Source organism: Grimontia hollisae CIP 101886 (genome assembly GCF_000176515.1).
Taxonomy (GTDB): Bacteria; Pseudomonadota; Gammaproteobacteria; order Enterobacterales; family Vibrionaceae; genus Enterovibrio; species Enterovibrio hollisae.
This window is the reverse complement of sequence record NZ_ADAQ01000013.1, coordinates 1004475-1028047: the sequence shown is the minus strand read 5'-3', so window position 1 is coordinate 1028047 and position 23573 is coordinate 1004475. Positions and strand designations below refer to the sequence as shown.

The following is a 23573-nucleotide window of genomic DNA, read 5'->3' as shown; positions in this document are numbered from 1 at the left end:
GTGATATGCTATTTCTTATCACTGAAATGAGAACAAATAGTTTTTTTGGAGGTAACACATGGCGGTTTCTCAACCGGCAATTGTCGCTGAAACAGGGCCTTTTGCGCTCTATACAGTATTAAAGGTGACGGGCGCTATCTCTGATGTCCTGGCACAGTGTCGTACGCTTCACTCTCTTGTTGATGAAATCAATGCGCAGCAGCCCGGTGCAGATCTGAAAGCGGCCGTTTCTTTCTCGCCTTCATTCTGTGCGGCAAACAAGATTGCCACACCGGAAAACTTTACTGAATTTCGACCGCTTGGCGAGGGTGATACTTATGCTCCAGCCACTGATTGCGATATTTTCTTGCATGCGCACTCAAACCGCCATGACCTTAACTTCTTCCTGCTACGCAAGTTCCTGTCACCGATTGCATCATTGGTAAATGTGATAGATGAAACCTATGGATACCGCTATCTCGATTCCCGTGATATGACAGGTTTCATCGATGGCACTGAAAATCCGCAAGGGGAAGAGGCACGCCGCAATGTGGCCATTATCGCAGAGGGCGAATGTGCGGGTGGCAGTGTGGTGATGGTGCAACGCTATGTGCACAAACTGGCTGCCTGGGAACCGATGTCTGTTGAACAACAGGAAAAAGTAATTGGACGGACCAAGGCGGATTCTGTCGAACTTGACGATGTGCCAGCCCAATCGCATGTCGGCCGTGTTGATATCAAAGAAGACGGTAAAGGGCTGAAAATGGTGCGCCACAGCCTGCCTTACGGTTCTGTTTCCGGTGAGCACGGTCTGCTGTTTCTGGCGTATTGCCGCACACAACACGTGCATAAAACCCTATTGGAGAGCATGTTTGGTGAGCGTGATGGCAAAACCGATATGCTGCTTAGATTCACCACGCCAGTGACGGGGGCTTATTTCTATGCGCCTTCAATGGAAATATTGAAAAATATCTGATATTTCAATGTATTGAAAACACCTGATAACAATGAAAGCACCGCAGGCCGGTGCTTTTTCTTTGTCAATTTGTGACCTTGCTTAAACCGCGTTTTTCGATTCTTTGAGCCAGCGTTTGGAATCAATAATTGTCCTTCATGGCTTGCTGTTTTTCTCTCGACGGATAACCGCTTCTATGGTGTTCTCTGCCTTGTTCTTCTTTTTAGAGAGTCGTTGGAAATCTCCCTGATTGTCGTCTCCAGAACATGACGTTTCGCGAACTCTCTTTTACTGAGTGCGGAGAAATAGCGTGACCCAAATATTGCTTAATGGTGAATGGCGCCTGACATCCCTAACGGACGGTGAGATTTCTGTCCCTATCCAAATCCCCGGTGATATTCATAGTGCTTTGTTGGCGGCAGGGAGAATTCCCGATCCTTATTATGGCTGCAATGAAAGTCTGGTCCAATGGGTCAGTGAGCACGACTGGCAGTTGGAAACGTCATTTAATCTGGCGGCCGGATCATTGGAAGTGTCCGGGGTTGATCTTATCCTTAGCATGGTCGATACAGTGGCCTCTGTCGCCGTCAATGGAGAAGTGGTCCTGCTGTGCAGTAATATGTTTCGTGAGTACCGCACGGATATTCGTCATCACCTCCATGAAGGTATCAATACCCTGACAGTGACGCTAAAGCGCGCCGATCTTGAAGCCAAGGCGCGTGCTGGGCGTCTTCCATTTCCCGTGCCATGGGCTGAAGGCAATAACCAGATCCCCCATATGAATACGCTGCGTAAAACCCAGTGCCATGCAGGATGGGATTGGGGAATATGCCTTTTGGCTAGCGGTATCTATGATTCGGTTCGACTTCAGCCCGTGAATCAGGTGCGGTTGAATCACATCAGAACTTCCCAACAATGGCACAGCAATGGCCAGTGCGATTTGGCAGTGTCTGTCGATTGTTCCTCCCTGACTCCTAATGCTGTTAATGCAGTCTGCGAGCTCATCTCGCCTTCCGGAGAGCGATGGACACAGTTTTTGGATGTCACCCGTGGCACAACAGCATGTACTTTTTCCATCTCTGATCCTGAGTGCTGGTGGCCAGCAGGCTACGGTAACCAGCCGCTCTACACACTTATTGTGTCGGTGGATGGTCAGCAGATCTCCAAACGTATAGGCTTAAGAGAACTACACCTTGATACCACACAGGACGAGGCCGGCTCGGCGATGACCTTTATGGTGAACGGGAAAGCCATCATGGCAAAAGGGGCTAACTGGATCCCGCTGGATGCGATGCCGGGCAAGCAGACGCCGGTGCGTTACCGCCGTTTGCTGGAAGATGCCAAAGCTGCCAACATGAATATGATCCGTGTCTGGGGCGGCGGCATGTACGAGCGTGATTGTTTCTATGAGCTTTGCGACGAGCTTGGCCTGATGGTCTGGCAGGATCTGATGTTTGCCTGTGCCCTTTATCCTTCCACACCTAGCTTTATCAAAGATGTTGAGCAGGAAGTGGTGTATCAGGTACGTCGCCTGAGTGACCATCCTTCACTGGCCCTGTGGTGTGGTGACAACGAAGTGATTGGTGCGATTGGCTGGTATCCGGAATCAAAATCCAACCGTGAAAAATACGTCGTTAACTATGATCGCCTCAATCGCGTGCTGCAGGACGTGGTGGAGCGAGAAGATCCATCGCGCCGATTCTGGGCAAGTTCACCATGCAATGGCGAGCTAGACTTCGGTGATGCCTGGCATGATGACAATAAAGGCGACATGCACTTCTGGGATGTGTGGCACTCCGGCAAATCCTTCGATGCCTACCACAACATCAAACCACGTTTTTGCAGTGAGTTTGGTTACCAGTCCTGGCCATCACTGCCAACAGTGAAAACCTTTGCAGCGCAAGAAGATTGGAATGTTACATCACCAACATTTGAGCAACACCAAAAAAACGGCCGAGGCAACAGTATCATCACCGAAATGTTCACCCGCTATTTCCGTTTTCCGAAAAACTTTGCGCAAATGCTGTATCTCAGTCAGGTACAACAGGCGCTGGCAATCAAAACTGCCAGTGAGTACTGGCGTGCCAATAAGCCGGTATGCCGGGGCATTCTCTATTGGCAACTTAACGATTGTTGGCCTGTCAGTTCCTGGTCAAGCATCGAATACACCGGCCGCTGGAAACAGCTTCACTACCACGCCAAGCGTTTCTTTGCCCCACAGGCTGCCGTGTTTGTGGAAGAAGACAATGCACTGAATTTACACCTCATAAACGATGAGCATCGACGCTGTGAAGTGAATGGTCAGGTGACTTGGTACGACTGGCTGGGTGAGGTGATTGATACCTGGCCGGTAGAGGCGTGTTTGGGCGAAGACGACAACCAGATGGTTTGGCAGTGTGACCGCAACATGATCAACGAGCGTCAACACAAGGGCTTTTTCCATGTCGAGATTGACGTGGAAGGCACCCGTTTTGCCAATACCTGGTTTGATGATATCTACAAGCGCTTACCGTTACCAAAGGCTGATATTACCGTGGATGTGGCAGAGTGTGATGGCAGTTTGTTGGTGACGCTAACAAGCGATCTGCCTGCTTTCTTTGTCCACCTTGAGTATGAAGGGGAAGGGCGTTTCAGTGACAGCAGCTTCACCCTGATGCCTTGTTCTCCAGTGACGGTGAGTTATATCGGCAGTGCAGATATTGATGCGTTGAATGCTGGCCTTCATGTATATCAGTTGGCTGGTTCATACTGATAACTGATTGGGCAGTTGATGTTCGCCCAAATGTTGGACACAAAAAAGCGCAACCGGGAAGGCTGCGCTTTTTCTAGCACAACAAGCGTTACTTCTTGATACGCAGTACTGGTGTTTCACCAACAGAAACTGTACCAGAAAGCTTGTTCAGCTCTTTGATTTCGTCCATGTTAGAGATAACAACAGGAGTCAGGGTAGACTTCGCTTTCTCTTCCAGCATCGCCAGATCAAACTCGATGATTGGGTCGCCAACTTTCACAGTCTGACCTTCCTCAGCAATACGTTTGAAGCCTTCACCTTTCAACTCAACGGTATCAATACCAAAGTGAACAAACAGCTCGATGCCGTCTTCAGATTCGATAGAGAATGCGTGGTTAGTTTCGAAAATCTTACCAATGGTACCGTTTACTGGTGCAACCATTTTGTCGCCAGCTGGTTTGATCGCGATACCATCACCCACGATTTTCTCAGCGAAAACAACGTCTGGCACGTCTTCGATGTTTACGATTTCACCAGACAGTGGTGCGATAATTTCAATTGCGCCAGCATCGTTGCTGTCATCGGAAACCAGCTTCTTCAGTTTGTCAAACAGACCCATAGTGTTTGCTCCTAAGCGTTATCAATACTTTGCTGCTCTATCTTAGCAGACAGTGTTCTCGGCAATGAATTTTTCTACGTGAGCAGCGATTTCTTCTGCTGTAGGCATTGCCAGTGCTTCTTCCGCCATTGCTTTAACATCAGCAAAGTTAGCATTACGGATGATCTTCTTGATGCGTGGGATAGAGATACCACTCATGCTGAACTCATCAAGACCCATACCCATCAGCAGCAGAGTTGCGCGCTCATCGCCGGCGAGTTCACCGCACATGCCCGTCCATTTCCCTTCTTTATGAGAAGCGTCAATAACTTGCTTGATAACGGTCAGTACCGCTGGCGACAGTGGGTTGTAAAGGTGAGAGATCAGCTCATTACCACGGTCAACCGCAAGAGTATACTGGGTTAAGTCGTTTGTACCAATGCTAAAGAAGTCAACTTCTTTTGCAAGGTGGTGAGCGATTGCAGCAGCAGCAGGTGTTTCAACCATGACACCAATTTCGATGTTCTCGTCGAATGCCAGGCTTTCAGCACGCAGTTCTGCTTTGTATTCTTCAATCGCTTTTTTCAGCTCGCGGATTTCTTCGACAGAGATGATCATTGGGAACATCACGCGGAGTTTACCGTGTGCCGACGCACGCAGGATTGCACGTAGCTGGTCACGAAGAATTTCACGACGATCCAAGCTGATGCGAACCGCACGCCAACCCAGGAAAGGGTTCATTTCTTTTGGCAGATCCATGTATGGCAGATCTTTGTCACCACCAATGTCCATCGTACGGATGATCACAGGGTGGCCATGCATAGCTTCTGCCACTTCTTTATACGCTCTGTATTGTTCTTCTTCAGTAGGCAGTGCATCGCGGTCCATGAACAGGAACTCGGTACGGTACAGGCCAACACCTTCCCCACCGTTACGGTTTACACCGTCACAGTCTTTCACTGTGCCGATGTTACCGCAGACTTCGACTTGGTGACCATCCAAGGTGATAGCTGGCAAATCTTTCAGTTTTGCCAGCTCTTCTTTCTCTGCCAAGAAAGTGTCACGGATCGCTTTGAATTTGTTTAGTTCTTCTTCACTTGGGTTTATCACAATTTGGTTATTGATGGCATCAAGCACCAGCATGTCGCCATTTTTCACACGTTTAGTGATGTCGTTGGTGCCCACGATCGCCGGCAATTCCAGAGAACGGGCCATGATTGACGTGTGTGATGTACGGCCACCGATGTCAGTAATAAAGCCCAGCACATAGTCCAGATTGATTTGTGCGGTTTCAGACGGTGTCAGGTCGTTAGCAACCAGGATCACTTCTTCATTGATGGCGCTCAGTGAAACGATGTTGATACCCAGTGCGTTTTTGATAAAGCGTGAGCCGATGTCACGGATGTCAGTTGCACGCTCTTTCAGGTATTCGTCGTCCAAAGACTCTAGGGTAGTGGCTTGCTCTTCGATGACGCTATAGATTGCGTATTCAGCAGCAGCATTGTTGTCCTTAATGAAAGCTATGATTTCTTCTTCTAGCTCTTCATCTTCAAGCAGCATGATGTGACCTTCAAAGATCGCTTCTTTCTCTTCGCCGAAAGTTTCGCGCGCTTTGTTTTTAATCACTTCAAGTTGCTGTTTAGATTTTTCGCGTGCGTCGTATAAACGTGCGATTTCTGCGTCTAGCTGGTCAGCTGGAACTGGATTTTTGTTGATGACGATGTCGTCTTCTTGGAGTAGCAGCGCTTTACCAAAAGCAATACCAGGAGATGCCAGGATACCTGAAATCATAGCCTTATCCTACATTGATCAATTGAAATACTAATGGATAGAAATAGAGCTGGATTATTCCAGCTCGTCCATCAGCTTAACCAGGTGATCAACGGCTTCTTGAGCTTGTGCACCTTCCGCTTTGATAGTAACAACAGTACCCTTGGTCAGACCCAGAGTTTGCAGCTTGAACAGGCTGGTAGCGCTAGCTTCTTTACCGCCAGATTCTACAGTGATTTTTGCGTCAAAGCTCTTGGCTTCTTTAACAAACTGAGCCGCAGGACGAGTGTGCAGACCGTTTTCAGCAGTGATTTCTACTTGCTTTTGATACATGTTTTACCCCGATACATTATTTATTTAGGTTTATGTATTAAATATTCGGTTAGCTTAAACTGATTGGTCAGTTTTGGCTATCGATGGACGATAAACTAACCAAGATTTGAGTGCCCTAGCTTAATCCAAGTCAAACTTCTGTGACATTTTCGATCAAAACGACACCTGACTCACAGGTGAGGCGCTCATTATTTTTGAGCCCAAAAATAAAGGGCGAGGAATTTTTACTAGAGCAAGCTTAAAAAATCAAACAAAAAAGCCCCAAAGGGGGCTTTATCGTTGCCAATCATATGATTGGGTCTAGGTGCCCGATGGCTGTTATTGCTGATTTTCGAGCTCTGTGAAGATGCCGGCAAACAGAGCTGTACTCAGATAACGCTCACCAGAACTTGGCAGGATGGTGACAATGTTTTTGTCTGCGAATTCAGGCAAAGCAGCAATCTTGTTAGCAGCCACAACGGCTGCACCAGAAGAGATACCTGCCAGGATGCCTTCTTCTTCCATCAGGCGGCGTGCCATTGCGATTGCTTCATCTGATGTGACCAGTACCGTTTTGTCTACCAGTGACAAATCCAGGTTACCCGGTACAAAGCCTGCGCCGATGCCTTGGATTTTGTGTGGGGCAGGTTGCACGTCTTCACCATTAATAGTTTGGGTAATGACGGGTGATTCTGCAGGTTCAACCGCCACGGTGGTGATGGCCTTTCCTTTGGTTTTTTTGATGTAACGGCTTACACCGGTCAGGGTGCCTCCCGTACCGACACCGGAAACAAATACATCGATTTCGCCTTCTGTGTCTTCCCAGATTTCCGGGCCTGTGGTCTTTTCATGGATTTCCGGGTTTGCCGGATTGTTGAACTGTTGCAACATCAGGAATTTTGCTGGGTCGGTAGCGACAATCTCTTCTGCTTTGGCAATGGCCCCTTTCATGCCTTTCGCGGCTTCAGTCAGTACCAGGTTTGCTCCCAACGCTTTCAGCAGTTTACGACGCTCAAGGCTCATTGACTCTGGCATGGTCAGTGTCAGCTTGTAACCCCGGGCTGCCGCAACATAGGCAAGCGCAATGCCAGTGTTACCACTGGTTGGTTCAACCAGCTCAACGCCCGGTTTCAGTTTGCCACTTTTTTCTGCATCCCAAATCATGTTTGCGCCGATACGGCACTTAACGCTAAAGCTCGGGTTGCGCGCTTCAATTTTTACCAGCACTTTGCCGTTAGATACACGGTTTAGCCTTACCAGCGGCGTGTTGCCGATGGTGGTTGAATTATCTTCGTAAATTTTACCCATCTTCTCAGTTCCTTCGGTTTGCACGGTATTGACGCATTTCAGCATATCCATATTTGGTTTAAAGCAAAGGAATCGTTAGTTATATCTTATTGTTATCGCGTATTTTTTAGAATCAGTGTGCATAAAATATAGCGTGCAAAGAAAAAACACCTTTGCCTATTGAGACAAAGGTGTTTTTTTCTTGCAGGAATAAGAACTTAGTATCTGGCAAGATCACTGCGGTATTTATCTACCCACATCGCTGTTGCACCACAAACGGCGGCAGGCATAACAAAGAGGTTGAGAATGGGAGTCATGGTGAACACCATCACTAAGGCGCCAAAACTCATCGTAGAGCCTTTGTGTTCACGAAGTGTCGCCTTCATGTGAGGGAAAGAGACACGGTGGTTATCGAATGGATAATCACAGTACTGTATACCCATCATCCAGGCACTGAACAAAAACCAAAGTACCGGGCCAAGTGTCTGGCCGATAGCGGGAATCCACATCAATAGTAATAATCCCAGCGCTTTCGGCAGGTAATAGGCCAGTTTCTGCCATTCTCGTTTAAACACCCGTGGCAAATCCTTGATGATGCCTGTCAAGCCATCATCGGGTGGGCGTTTGCCAGTAAGTTTGGCTTCGAGATGCTCGGAAAGAAGGCCATTAAAGGGGGCGGCTATCCAATTGGCGACTGTGCTGAAAAAATAAGAGCAAATCACCAGCACCGCGATGGCAAGCAAGGGCCACAACACATAAGAAAGCCAGTTAAGCATGTCTGGCAGATAGGATAACCAGCCGTTTATCCAGTCACTTAGCTGCGAGAGGACAACGCCAATCAATGTGCCCATTAACAGCAGGTTGACGATTAAAGGAATAATCACGAAGCGACGGATCCCCGGTGTGAAAGCAAGGGAGAAACCGCGGATAAAGTAACTGGCACCGGAAACCGGCTGCTTGGCCATCTGGCTTGGGGTCATAGTGTCTCCTTGTTTACCCAAACATCTAAAAGCGAGTTTCGAACGTTGAGGTGATGACAATCAATATGATTTTGGGCTGCTTAAGCAAGATTTGATCCAATTGAAACCTCTCTTGCTGGTAAAATGAAGAAAAGGTCCGATTCAACCACCGTGTGTGGCCAGTGTTGAAGATATTGGTTTTTTCGTTAATGTCACGCGAAGAGATGATGTATACACTTATGTTATCTTTTTAGACCATAAAGTGGCAATTTATACCACTGGTGAATTATTGAGCCATCATATTGTCAAACAGGGTAGTGAATTTGTTTAATGTATGCTGGCGGGGTGTTTTCGCTGTGAGAGCAGTGACTTTTTCAGTGTTCTCGCGGTATGGACGTTAACTTTTACACGCTTTTTGGTACAGTAGTCAGCAATTTGTATGTGCGACATTGCCAAAGGTTGTACCGAGGTGTTTAGATAGGTCACAACCGCTCGCGGACTCTCGTCGTTAATTGGATAAATGCTGAGATTAAATGATGCAGGAATTGCGCCTTGTTTTAATCATTTTGGGGGCGGTGGCTATCGCCGCGTTGTTGCTCCATGGCTTGTGGACCAGCCGTAAAGAGAAACCTGCCAAGTTTGGTGAAAAGCCCATTGGCAAGTTAAGGAAAAAGGACGATTCAGGGTTTGACCAGGATGGAATTGGTTCTATTCGTGTGCTCAAAGCTGGCAGCAGTGAAAACCCCAAAACAGAGCGTAAAGAGCCTGGGTTACATTTCGGGGAAAAACCTGATGTCGATCCTCTTTTTGCCGGGCAGGATGAAACCACCGCTGTTCGGGAAAAAGATCAGGAAGATTTACCTTTGCCGACATTCTCTGCGGCTGATGCCGATGTTGATCTCGAAAAAACGCCACAAACTGTAGAAAAGCCTGTTGTAGACTCTCCAGACGTAGAAACTGGGCTTACAAAGGAAGTCGCTGAGGATGCTAAGCTTTTGCACAGCGAGCTGGTGGAAACGGTTGAGCCTATTGCAGAGGAAATGGTCGAAGACGCGCCGAAAGAGCCTGAACAGCAGGTTCTGATCATGAATGTGCAGGCCAGCAACAATGCCGAGTTTAATGGCGAAGAGCTGATCAACTGCCTGGAACAGCATGGCATGATCTTCGGTGAGATGGAGATCTTCCACCGCCATGCCGATTTAGCCGGTACCGGAAAAGTGCTTTTCAGTGCCGCGAATATGTTCAATCCAGGTAGCTTTCCATTGGCAACGATTCATCAGTTTACAACGCCGGGGATTACTTTCTTTATGACGTTGCCCTGTTATGGCGAAGCGGAACAAAACTTTAAGCTGATGTTACAAACCGCGCAGCAGGTTGCCGATCAACTTGGGGGACTGGTGACTGACGACAACCGTAACATGATGACGCCACAGCGTCTGGATAGTTACCGTGAAAAAATTAAACGCTTCCACGCCCATGCGTAATGGGAAGAGTTAACGAAAAACGCCCCCTCAACAACTGAGGGGGCGTTTTTATCGGTGCCAGTCTCTTTTTATTAGTAAAAGCCTTTCATTGAATGCGTTATGCCAGCCAGAGGCGGGCCAGTAAACCGGGAGGTGTGGTGATCCCTGTAGTGATTGAGGCAATCTTGCCCGCTTTGACGACAACGATAGTGGGCGTGGCCCGAACGTCCCAGAAACTGCTTACGAACTGTCGCTTTCTCAAGGCCTTGCGCGCTGACCACACTGCTGAGCTTGAGTCCAAGCACCGGCAAATGCGAGCACCAGGACTAAAAGAGAAAGTGTGATGTTGTCCCAGTTGAATGTCGATGAAGACAACATGTGTTCTGTCAGTTCGCAATCGCCTGATGCTGTGCTTTCGTTTGCCTGTGGGGTTTGTTGCGAAAGCCCGGGGACGGCGTCTGTTTTCAGGGGGCATACGTGAAAGAGGCCGGCGTTTTGCGACAGGCACACGAAAATCACCCACCAAACAAAGGCGAGTGCCCACTGTGCGCGATGTTTTGTCGACCTGCTATGCATTTTCTTCAATGTTATTCCGATTTCCACAGGCATTTTGTTGGGCGCCGGGCGAGATTGCAAGTGGCTCTGACATTCTATGAGTCTTAAGGCCGCAATAGCATTCAGTCTCTTTCCGTAAAAAGACCCAAATAGTACAAATAAATGTAAAAAAGCCCGCAAAGGCGGGCTTGGAATGAGGTGATTAAGGCTCTTCAGACACCGGTGTGGGCATGTAATGCTCAGGGCGCAGGTTGGTCATTTCAGGAATGATGGTTGCCACTGTCATGGTCGACCAGGTGCCGGCGACGATACCGATAAACATGGTCACAGAGAAACCATAAAGCGGCTCTCCGCCCAGCAGCCACAGTGAACCCACTGAGATCAGTGTGGTGCCCGATGTGATCAGGGTACGTGAGAGCGTATTGGCGATTGCACGGTTGTTAAGTTCAGTAATAGGCAAGATCACATTGGCTCTCAGCAACTCGCGGATCCGGTCAGAGATAATGATTGAATCGTTGAGTGAGTAGCCCAGAACTGCCAGCAATGCCGCCAACACAGTCAGGTTAAACTCCAGTTCGGTGAAGGAGAAAAAGCCCAGCAGCAGTACCACATCGTGTACCAGCGCAAGGAGTGCGCCGGATGCCAGACGCCATTCGAAGCGGAAACTCAGATAACCCAGGATCACCAGCAGGGTGATCAGTACGGCCAATCCTCCCTGTTCAGCCAGCTCCTGTCCAACTTGCGGTCCGACAAGACTGACATTAATCATTTCCACGGTTTGCGAGAACGACGTCAGGATAGGTTTCAGTTCTGGTTGTTCGGCCAGCATCTCTGGGGCGGCGTAACGTAGCATCCAGTCACCGGGCTCGCCTGCCGATACTACCGTTACAGGCTGGTGGAGCGCAGCTTCCAGTTTGTCCTGAATGTGGTTTGCCGTGAGCGCTGGATCAAGCCGAACTTCACTGATCATGCCGCCGGTAAAATCGAGGCCAAAGTTCAGCCCTTTGGTACCCAGGGAAAAAACAGAGAGTACCATCAGCACACAGGAGATCAGACTGCCGATACGGCGAAGTTTCGTTGCATTTTTCATTGTCACCATGGTTATACCCTCACACCACGACGTGAATCCTTACCCCAAACCAGATTGATCACCGCCCGGGAGGCGAAAATGCCGGTGAACATACTGGTCAGCAAACCTAAACCCAGCGTCAGGGCAAAACCCTGAATGGGGCCATTACCAATGGCGTAAAGAGTGGCTGCCGAAATCAGCGTGGTGATGTTGGAGTCCAGAATCGTGGCGAACGCACTGCTGAACCCTAAATCGATAGATTGCGCCAGGCTTCTGCCTTCACGGATTTTCTCTTTTATGCGTTCGAAGATAAGCACGTTAGTGTCCACTGCCATACCAACAGTGAGTACCAGGCCGGCAATCCCTGGTAATGTCAGTACTGCGCCTGGAAGCAGGGCAATCAAGCCAATCAACATGACCATGTTGATGATCAGCGCCAGATTGGCGACCCAGCCGAGTTTGCGATACCACACTGCCATAAAGAGAAGCGTCAGCCCCATACCCATTGCCAGCGCTGCAAAACCGTTCTGGATATTCTCTGCACCGAGGGAAGGACCAATGGTGCGCTCTTCGACAATGGTGACTGGCGCGGTGAGGGAGCCTGCACGCAGCAGTAATGCTAAATCCTGTGCGTCAGATAACGTACCAACACCGGTAATCCGAAACCGGTTACCGAGCTGGGATTGAATCGTCGCCACACTGATGATGGACGTGGTCTGTTCTGCTTTTCCTTCCGCGTTGCGGCTGTACTCGCTGTAAGCGGTCGCCATCGGTTTGCCAATGTGTTTGGCGGAGAAGTCCGACATTTTCTTGCCGCCAGTGGAATCAAGGGAGATGTTCACTTCCGGCATACCCATCTCACCCATGCTTGCACGCGCATCGACAATGTGATCGCCGGAAAGTACCGGCTTACGGTTAACGTGAACAGGGCGTCCATCCTGCTCGTGGATCACTATCGAACCCGGCTTGCTGTCACTGACGACCTCATAGAATGCAAGGCTTGCTGTCGCACCAATCACGTTTTTAGCGGCGGCAGGATCTTGCACACCGGGGAGCTCAATGCGAATGCGGTGGTCGCCCTGACGTTGAACCGCCGCCTCTGTGATGCCGAGCTCTTCGATGCGTGAACGCATGGTTTGAAGGTTCTGTTGAACCGTAAGGTTAGTGAGCGTTTGCTTTTCAGTTTCTTTCAAGCTGGCGATCAGGGTGTTGTCACCTTGGCCTTTGACGTCCCATTGTGGATATTGCTCACGCAGGAACTGGCGCAGCTCGCTTTCAGCGTGGCCTGAAGGTGCAACAATCTTTACGTTGCCATCACTGTTCACCTGAACGCGCACACCGCGCACGCGAAGTTCCCTGGCATGGTCACGGATATCATCTGCTGCTTGGGTTGCGTGGGCATGGAAAACCTGCTGCATATCAACATCCAACAGGAACTGAACGCCACCGCGAAGATCAAGGCCAAGTTTGATGGGTTTAAAGCCCATATCGAGCAACCAAGAGGGCGCCGCCGGTACCATTGCCAGGGCCACAATGTCCTCTTCAGGCAGGCGTTTTGCCAGGATCTGTTTTGCCACATTTTGCTGGTCGGCATTTTCCAACACAACGGTGGTCGTATTGTCTTTCTGGTCAATACGTGTCACACCGATGTCTTTGTTATTCATCAGGGTTTGGATAGTGACAGCTGACGGTGTGGTGCTTTTGTGTGAAATAAGGATGGCGGGATGCTCACCAAACCAGGAAGGCAGTGCGCTGAACAGCATGACAATGATGGTGGTGACCAGTACCACATACTTCCATGCTGAATAGTGATTCAGCAGAGTTGTTCGATTTGCTCGATTTTGTGTTGTTTTCTGCATAGCTCTCGCTCGTTACCGCAAACTGTTTACGGCAAATACATCAAATCTTCAGCCCGCAATGTGATTTGCGGCCATGTTGGGTGTGCTGACAGGGATCAGCGTAGATTTGAGGCTCAGGCTTGCGCTTGCGAAATAAAGCGATATTGGAGGTTAGAGTCTTTCCAGCCGGCAATCCGGTGTCGTGTGACAGGGGGAGATCGTGTCCAGTCATTCCCGGGGCTTAACGTCTCGTTGCTGTGATGATAATTGAGCAGTGTGGCAGTGCTTGCCAACTCAATCACAAGCTCATATTCCGGCTCAGCATTGGCAAGCTTTTCTGGAAGCCAGGAACCGTGCCGGAGTATCGTTAATGACGTCAACGTTGTGATTGGCGTTTGATGCCCATCGTTTTTGGGAATGAGCACATCCTGGGAAGCCGGTTTAGTGATTTCCTGAAAGGGTTCCGGCATGACAGGCGGGTTTTGGGTGGCACCTGCAAGGGAAGGCACAGAAAAAAAGACGAGCAGCAGCGTGAGCATAATGCCCAGAATGCGCGGATGTCTTTGTGCCAGGAAATGCATTGTGATGCCCATTGATAAAACTAACAGCATCATAATCCCGTGGACGCCAGGCAACAAGCGCTATTTCACGAGCGCGATTCTTTGGCGAGTTCGGTTATACTAACTGCCATTTTGAACCTGAAGCCACGACCATACGTGGCGAAGATAACCTTGGGCAGCAAGCATTGATGACCACAGACATTCAACAAAAACTGCAGTCGCTGAAAACGCAGCTTAACTATCACGGCCACCTCTATTACGTTGAAGATAAACCGGAACTGCCGGATGCGGAATACGACCGTATGATGCAGGAGCTATTGGCGATTGAGGCGAAACATCCTGAACTGGTGACAGCTGATTCGCCAAGCCAGCGTGTCGGTGGAGCGCCATTGGGTGCTTTTGAGCAGGTTCGCCATGAAATCCCGATGCTGTCTTTGGATAACGCGTTCGATGACGGCGAGCTGGAAGCGTTTGAAAAGCGTCTGCGTGACCGGCTGAATACCACAGAACGCTTTGTCTTTAGCTGTGAACCCAAACTCGATGGTCTGGCGGTCAGCCTGATGTATGAAAATGGGGTGCTGGTACAGGCGGCCACCCGTGGTGATGGCACAGTGGGGGAGAACATTACCCACAATGTGCGCACGATTCGCAACGTTCCCCTGCTGTTACAAGGTGAAGGCTGGCCAGTGCGCCTTGAAGTGCGCGGTGAAGTCTTTATGCCCAAAGATGGCTTTGAAGCACTGAACGAAAAAAATATCAAAAAAGGTGAAAAGACCTTCGCCAACCCGCGCAATGCCGCAGCGGGAAGCCTTCGCCAGCTTGACCCGAAAATCACCGCGACACGTCCACTTCGCTTTTACGCGTATTCCGTTGGCGTGATGTCTGAAGCTTTTGGTGATTCACATGTAGGCCGTCTGGAACAGCTCAAACAATGGGGCATTCCACTCAGCCCGGAAGTGAAAAAGGTCGATGGGCTGGAAAACGTCAAAGCCTACTATCAGGACATTGCCGCGCGCAGAAATGATTTGCCTTACGAAATTGATGGCGTGGTGATCAAAGTTGATAATATTGATACCCAGGAACGCCTTGGTTTTGTTGCCCGCGCGCCACGTTGGGCGATTGCCTACAAATTTCCTGCCCAGGAAGAAATCACGGTATTACAGGATGTGGAATTTCAGGTAGGCCGCACTGGGGCAATCACCCCCGTCGCCAAACTTGAACCTGTGTTTGTGGGGGGGGTGACCGTATCAAACGCAACACTTCACAACGCGGATGAAATTGCACGCCTTGGCGTAAAAATTGGCGATACCGTGATTATTCGCCGCGCAGGTGATGTGATCCCGCAAATTGTCAGTGTAGTGGAAAGCCGTCGTCCTGATGATGCCAAAGAGGTGGTGTTTCCCCATGAATGCCCGGTCTGTCAATCCCAGGTCGAGCGTGTAGAAGGCGAGGCTGTGGCGCGTTGTACCGGTGGCCTGATTTGCCGCGCCCAACGTAAGGAAGCTATCAAACACTTTTCATCACGTAAGGCGCTGGATATTGATGGCCTTGGCGACAAAATCGTTGAGCAACTGATTGAAAAAGAACTTATCAAGACACCGGCAGACTTGTTTAAGCTCACCGCTGGTCAGGTCACCATGCTTGATCGTATGGGACCGAAGTCAGCGCAAAACCTGGTTGATGCATTATCAAAAGCGAAAGAGACCACGTTGCCACGCTTTATTTATTCCCTGGGTATCCGTGAAGTGGGCGAGGCAACTGCGGCAAACCTGGCAAACCACTTCTTCACCTTTGAAGCGATTCGTGAAGCAACTGAAGAACAGTTGATAGAAGTGCAGGATGTGGGGGTGATTGTCGCCAAACATGTGGTGAATTTCTTCAATGAAGAGCACAACAAGACAGTCATTGATGCCTTGTTGGCGTGCGGTATTACCTGGCCTGCCATTGAGCAACCGGACGAGAATAAACCCCAGCCATTGGCGGGTAAAACCGTTGTTTTGACTGGTACTTTGTCTCAAATGTCCCGTAACGATGCCAAAGCTGCGCTTCAGGCGCTGGGTGCGAAAGTCACGGGCAGCGTTTCAGCAAAAACCGACTTGCTGATTGCTGGTGAAGCGGCGGGGTCAAAATTAACCAAAGCTCAACAGCTTGGCATTGAAATAGTGGATGAAGATGGAATGATGAGACTGTTGTCACGTTAATTTCAACCAACCTACTCCCTCTCTTACGCCGGCTTAATGCCGGCGTTTGCTATCCCGCATAATCACCGCTTTTGCGAGCCATCTTTAATAATTTTCACCTTGAATTTTCTGCTGCTTTATACCGCAAACCCAGTCTAATCACTTCTAAATCTAAGATGTGATAGTGATCTCAATAGGTATTCTTGGTTCGATTTTTAAATACAGGAATTCAATCAAATAGCTGAAAAATAATAATTTTTTATTTTTACTTTTGTTTTTTATCTAAATTGTCGATCTCGATCACGAACATAAGGGAACTTTGCACCGAGTCATATTTTTTTAATAACAAATAAAGTTCTCGTTGATGTTTTTTTATGTGCAAGTAGTCTGAGATTCATCGGTTGAGGGAGAGTTCAATCGGTGATGAAAAATCTAAAGCGATGAAAATGAAGCGTTTTAGAAAATCGAATAAACAAGTCATTGCTTCGGCGGCCAACCATAACAGCGATGACTTGGAATTCTGAAAAATCCCTTTTTAGGAGTTAATTCCATGGAAAAAATGTTTAAGCGTTCAGTATTGGGTGCAGCAGTAGCTCTGGCTGCAGTTTCTGGTAGCGCAAATGCCGCAATTGAGTTGGCAGGTGATGCGGTTCAACTCTACGGGCAAGCTGCTGGTAGCATCTTTATCTCCAGCCCAGACGGCAAAGACGACTCTGTTAAAGCTGACATCGAATCACGTATTGGCTTCCGTGGCCGTGTACAGTTTGAAGACTTCGGCCCTGACTTTATTTGGCAAATGGAAGGCGGCAATGCCAACAACGGCACTAACACTGGCGGTCTAGGTGCTCGCGATACCTTCTTGGGTTTCGACTTTGATGGTGTAGGTTCATTCAAGTATGGTCGTCAACTGGTAGCTGCTTATAACTACGTTGATTGGCCGCACTCTAACCCTGGTCTTGGCAATGTTTTTGATTGGAATAATGATATCGGTGCTGGCTTCAGTGACCGTGCTGACCATGTGTTACGTTTCGACTCAGCAAGCTTTGGCGGTTTTAACTTCCAAGCAACCGTAAGTGGTATGGGCGATTCAACTGATCAATTGGTTTCGAGCATCGCTGCTTCTTATTCTCAGGATATGTTTACAGTGCATGCCGGTGTATATGACCAAAAAGGTTGGGAAGAGAACGTTGCAGCAACAAAAGACTCTTACGAGTTCGATCCTGAAACAGGTGAAAAGAAACTTGTTCCAGGTAAGGCGGCTTCTATAGATAAGAAGGGCGACTTATCTTACTACATCGTCGGTGGTGCATTGTATCTCGGTGACGTAACTCTGACTGCTGCATTTAAATCAATGGAAAATGGCGTGACAAATGCCGAGCAAGATGCATATTCCGCAACTGCCCAATACATTGCTAACGGCCAATATGTATTCAAGCTGGGTTACGCTGCAACTACCGATTCTGACAACAAAGTTGGTTACACTCAGGATGATTCTGACACTGCAATCACCGGTCGCATCGGTTACCTTTTGCCAAGCGCATATTTGTACTTCGATGTACGTAACTATGACATGGCAAGCTACAACAAAGATGACAAGAAGTTTGAAGAAAACAAAACTACAAACTTCCTGATCGGTGCTGAATACTACTTCTAAGTTTTGAAGCATTCGTAGTACTATTGATGCGGGCGTCATATGACGCTCGCTTTTTTCATGGAGGGCTGTATGAAACGTATTTTCAAATCAATAGTTTTTCTTGGTGGATTAACCCCGCTGCTGGCTTTTTCACAAGTGACTATTAATCTCCACAAAGATGTAGAAGCACTTGTCGTTAATGGTGAAGCTCTTCCTATTTCAGTAATATCAAAATCTAAATTTGAATTAGAAAATGGCACAAACCAGCTTGTGGTTCGTGTTTCTAAGCTAGTTTCTTCTGGTTCTGAGTTTGATAAATTTAAGACAGACCCTTTAGTGATCACCTTTGATGCGAGCGACACCGATCTGACGATAATGCCTTCACGAGATATCACCGCAGAGCGCCAAATAAAAGACTTTAAGCAAAACCCTTCATTTACATTGGTCAGTTTAAACGGTAATCAAATCGAGTCTGAACAAGAAATTTTGCCTGCAGGCCCAGGTTTTTTACGCGATTATGAAAGAGAACTGGTTAAGTTTAATGAAAAACGTGGTTTAAGTTACAGCAAGTCTATGGCTGACACCAAAGCTGAGGCGTCCTCCGACATCAATGAAAAATCTAACTCATCGGTTTATCCTGTCAAAAATGCTGAACTGTCCAATGAGAACGCTTTAATTTTGATGCAAGCTGACTTTTTGAGAATGAGCGCAGAAGAGCAGAAAAAATTCTTGAGTTGGGCAGTGCAGAATGTTCGATCTTGAGTCCGGAACATCATACGCAATGAAGCAGGCTTTAAGCCTGCTTTGCTATTTTTAATGTTGCTACGTCAGAACTGGTTGCCCGGGTTTCTATCAAAACTACCACCTTCTGCAGTGCATAAAAGGGTAGGGATATATTGGGTTTTCCCGCCGCTCATCTTACATTTTACTAAGGGGCCTGCCTGCGTCGCCCATCCACCAGAGCTATTGGCCTGAGCATTTACGCTGATAACAGAAGTAAAACCCACTATAGCAATCAAAGCTACTAGCTTTTTCATCATTGTTCTCCTGACTATTTGTTATATGACTCGCAATTATGTTAGAGGTATTTTACATTTTTTGTTGATAAATAAGATGTGAACCTTATTTTTCGTCTCGAAGCTAAACGTGTGCAGATAAGCCCATGAACGTCACCCGTTTGTAAATATCCTCAGCAGCAGAGATTGTTCACTTCAGTCTGTGCGCTTACAATAAGCGCCAATCGGAAATGCCTCCGTTCAATTTAACAACGCTAAACGTTATAGGATTAACATGACAGTTAAAACTCGTTTTGCTCCAAGCCCAACAGGCTTCTTGCATGTAGGTGGTGCCCGTACTGCACTGTATTCATGGCTTTGCGCCAAACACGCTGGCGGTGAATTCGTCCTTCGTATTGAAGACACTGATCTTGAGCGTTCAACCCAAGAAGCTATCGATGCGATTATCGAAGGGATGGAGTGGCTGGGTCTTGATTGGGATGAAGGTCCTTATTATCAAACCAAGCGTTTTGATCGCTACAACGAGGTTATCGATCAATTGCTGGCTGAAGGTAAAGCTTACAAATGCTATGCGCCGAAAGAGTTGCTTGACGAAATTCGTGAAGAGCAAATGGCAGCTGGCGTGAAGCCCCGTTACGATGCAACTCACCCCAAAGTGATGGCTGCGAATGAGGCGGCGACGGAAGACTCGCCATTTTGCGTCCGTTTCCGTAACCCGAAAGAAGGCTCTGTGGTTTTTGAAGATAAAATCCGCGGCCGTATTGAAATTGCAAACAGTGAACTGGATGATCTTATCATTCGCCGTACTGATGGCAGCCCAACCTATAACTTCTGTGTGGTGATTGATGACTGGGACATGGGTATTACTCAGGTCGTTCGTGGTGAAGACCATATCAACAACACGCCCCGTCAAATCAACATCTATAAAGCAATTGGTGCACCAGTGCCTGAGTTTGCGCACTGTTCTATGATCCTGGGGGACGACGGTGCGAAGCTGTCTAAACGCCATGGTGCAGTCAGTGTCATGCAATATCGTGATGAGGGCTATTTACCACAGGCGTTGCTGAACTATCTGGTGCGTCTGGGTTGGTCTCATGGCGATCAGGAAATCTTCTCATTGGAAGAAATGATCAATCTGTTCAGCCTTGAGTCAGTCAGCAAATCAGCGTCTGCGTTTAACACCGATAAGTTACTGTGGTTGAACAACCATTATATTAAAACATCCGAGCCAGAGTACGTCGCCAAATACCTGCAATGGCATCTTGATGCAAAAGGCATTGATACTGCCCACGGACCGGCAATTACAGATGTGATCAAGCTGGTGGGTGAACGCTGCAACACCTTGGTTGAACTGGCTGAACAGTGTCGCTACTTCTATCAGGATTTTGATGCGTTTGAAGCTGATGCTGCGAAGAAGCATCTTCGCCCTGTGGCAAAAGAGGCATTGGCGCTGGCATTGGCAAAAGCGGAAAGCTTGGGCGAATGGACCACTGCAAACCTTCATCAATTGATTGCGGATGTTTGTGCAGAGCTTGAGCTTGGTATGGGCAAGGTTGGCATGCCGCTTCGTGTTGCTATTACGGGACAAGGCCAGTCACCGTCTGTTGATGCAGTCATGACGCTGGTGGGCAAAGAGCGTGTTGTATCCCGCATCAAACAGGCACTCCAGTTTATTGCTGAGCGCGAAGCCCAGTAATCACCGACTTTCTTGCTCTTCGTAAAGCCCTCGAAAATATCGAGGGCTTTTTTGTCAGATTGTCCGATAGATGTGGAGACTTCTCAATAAGAAATGAGAGACAGGTCAACCTATTAGATATTCTTTTTACCTCGACATAAAAAGGTTCCCACATTTACACGTTTTTTCCGTGATACAGATCTATTGAAGGAAGAGAAAGGTAAAATTTACCTTCTTTTTATGTTTTGGATTTTGCTTAATTAATTGATTTGAAAGGTAATATATTAATTTATGCTTTGATTTTGAAGCATTTCAAACTTCTTAAAGCCTCAGGTTTTATTTTTATTGCTCCGAATTAAGCTTTCGCCTCGTTGATATATGAAATCAATAAACAAAATCGGTGTCGTTTGCTTTCGGCGGCCAACTAAGAGCAAACGCAACTCTCTGCCGGTAAAACACTTTTTAAGGAGTTTTCCATGGAAATAGCTTTCAAACGTTCTTTGTTAGGTATGGCTGTAGCGGTAGCTGCCGTTTCTTGTTCAGCAAATGCAGCAATTGATCTGCATGGCGAAGCCGTACAGCTTTATGGTCAAGCAGCAGGCTTCATGCATTTAACAAATCCAGAAGTCGGAGATAGCGCCGCGCAAGCGGTTATCGAATCACGTGTTGGTTTTAAAGGCCGAGTCGCATTTGATGATTTTGGCCCAGACTTCATTTGGCAAATAGAAAGTGGCGATGCTAACAATACTGATTATGGCGCATTCGGTATGCGCGATACATTCCTTGGCCTAGATTTTGATGGTGTTGGTAGCTTCAAATTTGGTCGTCAGTTAATCGCTGCATACAACTATGTCGATTGGCCGCATTCTAACCCTGGTCTAGGGAACGTATTTGATTGGCATAACGCGTTAGGTGAAGTAAAAGACGGAAAACCAACTGGCATAGCTTTTGAAGATCGTGCAAATAATGTATTCCGTTTTGATTCTGCAACTTGGGGTGGTTTTAATTTCCAGGCTACCCTGAGTGGCATGGGATCAACCACCGATGCTTTAGTTGCTAGTATTGCGACTTCCTACTCAACTGATATTTTTAGTGTTCATGCTGGTTACTATGATCAAGGCAAATACACGGTAGATGTGGCCGCTACGGATCCGTCTTGGGTTTACAATAAAGATAAAGATGAGTGGGAAAGTAAGCCAGGTACGCCAAAAGGAACCAAAGAGGCTGGCGACATTTCTTACGCTATCGTTGGTGGTAGTGTGTTCCTAGGTGATGTTACCCTGACTGCCGCGTGGAAACACATGGAGAATGGCCTGACAGATAACAGCCAAGATGCATACTCTGCTACTGCACAATATGTAATTGACGGAACCTGGGTTCTAAAAGCAGGTTATGCCGCAACGTCCGATACGGATAAAGGTATTGACGATGGTTCTCAGGCAATTACAGGTCGTCTCGGCTACTTGTTGCCAAGTACTTACTTGTATATGGATGTGCGATCATATGATTACTATGGTGCAAACGAAGATAATGATGGCACTAATATCCTGATTGGTGCTGAGTACTACTTCTAACCTATTAAATCGTTTTCCTTACTTTTGACGGGTCTTTGTGGCCCGTTTTTCTTTCCTTGGAATGAGAGAAGGAAAAGGCTTAAGCTGAAGGGTATGAGTGGACGATTATAAGGGAAATCAATGGCGCTCCCACAGGGACTCGAACCCCGATCGGTCGCTTAGGAGGCGACTGCTCTATCCTGTTGAGCTATGAGAGCATTGGGCACCGATTCTGGGTAATGTCAGTGCCAGGCTGTTAGTATACCCAATTGTTTCCCAACGTTAAGGTTTTAAAAGTCTTACTGTGTGTGTTTGGTCACCAAATCACCGATCTGGATGCTGCCGCCAAATTCTACCGGTGCAACGGCCACTTCTGCAGAGCTTTCATACACCCGGGTGACAGTCAGCTCGATTTCACTTTTCTTCAACTGGGTGCGGTACATGCCGTATTGGTCGGTAAACGAAGCATTGTGCCATACGGCCAGTTTGTCTCCATGCTTCACACCATGGAGACGCCCGGCATTGATTTGCCCTGTTTGACCATTCATGGAAACGATTTCCGGTGTCGCTGCATGGCAGGCTAAGTTGCTTTCCAAATCCAGTAAGATATTGCGACTCATGCGCTGCGCCATTTCACCATAGGGTGACGCCCAGAAGCGCGCCGTTTTGGTATCTACCTTACTGTTACGTTCAAACGGCCAGGCGGCGATGTCACGATAGATGTTCTGATAAATTACCTCACCGGATTTTCCATCCAGCACATCAATAGAAAGCGCCAGTTGCCGGTTTGTCTGATCGTTTCTCAGTAGATTTTGATCAATCGTTGCTGTCATGTCTGTGATGGTGCCGACAAGCAGGTACTGTGCGCCTGTGTCTTCCGCCACCATTGCGGCAACATTTGGCTGGGTCGGGGAAATGGCATAAGGCGTGATCCCCTGAACGACAAAGCTTTGTCCCTGTGTCTCAAACTGGCGCTGTAAAAGAACCGTGAAGTCATCGCCAAACTGGAAAATACCACCCAAGGCGGCATGTTGGGGAGAAACAATATCAAACCTTCCCATCAACAACCCTTTTTTGTATTGGTGCTTGTGGCAAGCATTTGCCGTTGGGTAGATGTCTATCCGCGCTGTCAATTTCATGACGCCGCTTCTTTCTTTCGTTTCCAGCACCTGAATATGGCGGATTTCGTCGCCACTGAACAAATAGTTGTCTTTGGCTTCTTTTAAATAAGGACGAATTGCCGTCAGGCCGGCAATGTCAGCACCGGAGAATTTTAATGCTTGGTAAATGGCATCTTCGAGCGCACGTTCCCTTGCTTGCTCCCCACTCTCTAACACTGTGCTGACCCCGGTGACTTGATACCATGCGGCGTTGACAGACGCGGATGCCAGCGCGATACAAGCGACCAGAGGCTTAAGAATTTTATTGCGCATAACCTAG

At 47.9% G+C, this 23573-nt stretch carries 18 protein-coding genes, 1 tRNA gene and 1 pseudogene; 8 read left to right on the top strand and 12 right to left on the bottom strand.

Features of this window, described 5'->3' with window-relative positions:
- Nucleotides 1-58: 58 nt before the first annotated feature.
- Together VHA_RS17520 and VHA_RS17515 are read left to right on the top strand one after the other, a co-directional pair.
- On the top strand, nt 59-955 hold the full coding sequence (locus VHA_RS17520) for a Dyp-type peroxidase (protein ID WP_005506721.1): 897 nt from the start codon (nt 59-61) through the stop codon (nt 953-955).
- 289 nt (nt 956-1244) lie between these two features.
- Nucleotides 1245-3686: a beta-mannosidase gene (locus VHA_RS17515; RefSeq protein ID WP_005506719.1), complete on the top strand. Its 2442-nt coding sequence runs from the start codon at nt 1245-1247 to the stop codon at nt 3684-3686.
- Between the two features lie 88 nt (nt 3687-3774).
- On the opposite strand, the gene crr is transcribed toward VHA_RS17515, so the two are convergent.
- The 5 genes from crr to cysZ all read right to left on the bottom strand — a co-directional run bounded on the left by crr (nt 3775) and on the right by cysZ (nt 8612).
- A complete protein-coding gene (crr, locus tag VHA_RS17510; RefSeq protein ID WP_005506717.1) occupies nt 3775-4284 on the bottom strand; it encodes a PTS glucose transporter subunit IIA in 510 nt (169 codons plus the stop codon).
- Between the two features lie 42 nt (nt 4285-4326).
- A complete protein-coding gene (gene ptsI, locus VHA_RS17505; protein ID WP_005506716.1) occupies nt 4327-6054 on the bottom strand; it encodes a phosphoenolpyruvate-protein phosphotransferase PtsI in 1728 nt (575 codons plus the stop codon).
- A gap of 54 nt (nt 6055-6108) precedes the next feature.
- On the bottom strand, nt 6109-6366 hold the full coding sequence (locus VHA_RS17500) for an HPr family phosphocarrier protein (RefSeq protein ID WP_005506715.1): 258 nt from the start codon (nt 6364-6366) through the stop codon (nt 6109-6111).
- A 318-nt stretch (nt 6367-6684) separates the two neighbouring features.
- Nucleotides 6685-7653, bottom strand: coding sequence for a cysteine synthase A (cysK, locus tag VHA_RS17495; RefSeq protein WP_005506714.1), 969 nt, complete (start codon nt 7651-7653; stop codon nt 6685-6687).
- Nucleotides 7654-7850: 197 nt separating this feature from the next.
- Entirely contained in the window at nt 7851-8612 is a 762-nt protein-coding gene (gene cysZ / locus VHA_RS17490) for a sulfate transporter CysZ (protein ID WP_005506712.1), read from the bottom strand.
- Between the two features lie 512 nt (nt 8613-9124).
- Between cysZ and zipA the strand changes: the two genes are divergently transcribed.
- The gene (gene zipA, locus VHA_RS17485) at nt 9125-10075 is read left to right on the top strand and encodes a cell division protein ZipA (protein WP_005506711.1); all 951 of its coding nucleotides are present in this window, start codon (nt 9125-9127) and stop codon (nt 10073-10075) included.
- 97 nt (nt 10076-10172) lie between these two features.
- Here zipA and VHA_RS19170 read toward each other — a convergent pair.
- From VHA_RS19170 to VHA_RS17465, 4 genes and pseudogenes are all read right to left on the bottom strand, one after another.
- A pseudogene (locus VHA_RS19170) lies at nt 10173-10286 on the bottom strand (protein disulfide oxidoreductase); the annotation flags it as partial.
- A 525-nt stretch (nt 10287-10811) separates the two neighbouring features.
- Nucleotides 10812-11708 carry a protein translocase subunit SecF gene (secF, locus tag VHA_RS17475; protein WP_005506710.1) on the bottom strand — a complete coding sequence of 299 codons (897 nt, stop codon included), beginning with the start codon at nt 11706-11708 and terminating at the stop codon, nt 10812-10814.
- Nucleotides 11709-11710: 2 nt separating this feature from the next.
- Nucleotides 11711-13537 (bottom strand): protein translocase subunit SecD, encoded by a 1827-nt coding sequence (gene secD, locus VHA_RS17470; RefSeq protein WP_081456044.1) that lies wholly within the window; start codon nt 13535-13537, stop codon nt 11711-11713.
- A 113-nt stretch (nt 13538-13650) separates the two neighbouring features.
- Nucleotides 13651-14127 (bottom strand): hypothetical protein, encoded by a 477-nt coding sequence (locus VHA_RS17465; protein WP_050778578.1) that lies wholly within the window; start codon nt 14125-14127, stop codon nt 13651-13653.
- A gap of 137 nt (nt 14128-14264) precedes the next feature.
- Here VHA_RS17465 and ligA point away from each other — a divergent pair, with 137 nt between their 5' ends.
- The 3 genes from ligA (at nt 14265) to VHA_RS17450 (ending at nt 18651) form a co-directional block, all read left to right on the top strand.
- Complete coding sequence (gene ligA, locus VHA_RS17460; RefSeq protein WP_005506708.1) at nt 14265-16277, top strand: NAD-dependent DNA ligase LigA; 2013 nt, start codon at nt 14265-14267, stop codon at nt 16275-16277.
- 529 nt (nt 16278-16806) lie between these two features.
- Nucleotides 16807-17910 (top strand): porin, encoded by a 1104-nt coding sequence (locus VHA_RS17455; RefSeq protein ID WP_005506706.1) that lies wholly within the window; start codon nt 16807-16809, stop codon nt 17908-17910.
- A 69-nt stretch (nt 17911-17979) separates the two neighbouring features.
- Nucleotides 17980-18651 (top strand): YccT family protein, encoded by a 672-nt coding sequence (locus VHA_RS17450; protein WP_005506705.1) that lies wholly within the window; start codon nt 17980-17982, stop codon nt 18649-18651.
- 65 nt (nt 18652-18716) lie between these two features.
- Here the strand turns inward: VHA_RS17450 and VHA_RS17445 are convergent, their stop codons facing one another.
- A complete protein-coding gene (locus VHA_RS17445; protein ID WP_040529196.1) occupies nt 18717-18926 on the bottom strand; it encodes a hypothetical protein in 210 nt (69 codons plus the stop codon).
- Nucleotides 18927-19179: 253 nt separating this feature from the next.
- On the opposite strand from VHA_RS17445, the gene gltX reads away from it, so the two are divergent.
- Together gltX and VHA_RS17435 are read left to right on the top strand one after the other, a co-directional pair.
- Nucleotides 19180-20601, top strand: coding sequence for a glutamate--tRNA ligase (gene gltX / locus VHA_RS17440; RefSeq protein WP_005506704.1), 1422 nt, complete (start codon nt 19180-19182; stop codon nt 20599-20601).
- A gap of 455 nt (nt 20602-21056) precedes the next feature.
- Entirely contained in the window at nt 21057-22154 is a 1098-nt protein-coding gene (locus tag VHA_RS17435) for a porin (protein ID WP_005506703.1), read from the top strand.
- 121 nt (nt 22155-22275) lie between these two features.
- Here VHA_RS17435 and VHA_RS17430 read toward each other — a convergent pair.
- Nucleotides 22276-22351 (bottom strand) — tRNA-Arg (locus VHA_RS17430).
- A gap of 81 nt (nt 22352-22432) precedes the next feature.
- Complete coding sequence (locus tag VHA_RS17425; RefSeq protein ID WP_005506702.1) at nt 22433-23566, bottom strand: flagella assembly protein FlgT; 1134 nt, start codon at nt 23564-23566, stop codon at nt 22433-22435.
- Between the last annotated feature and the right edge of the window lie 7 nt (nt 23567-23573).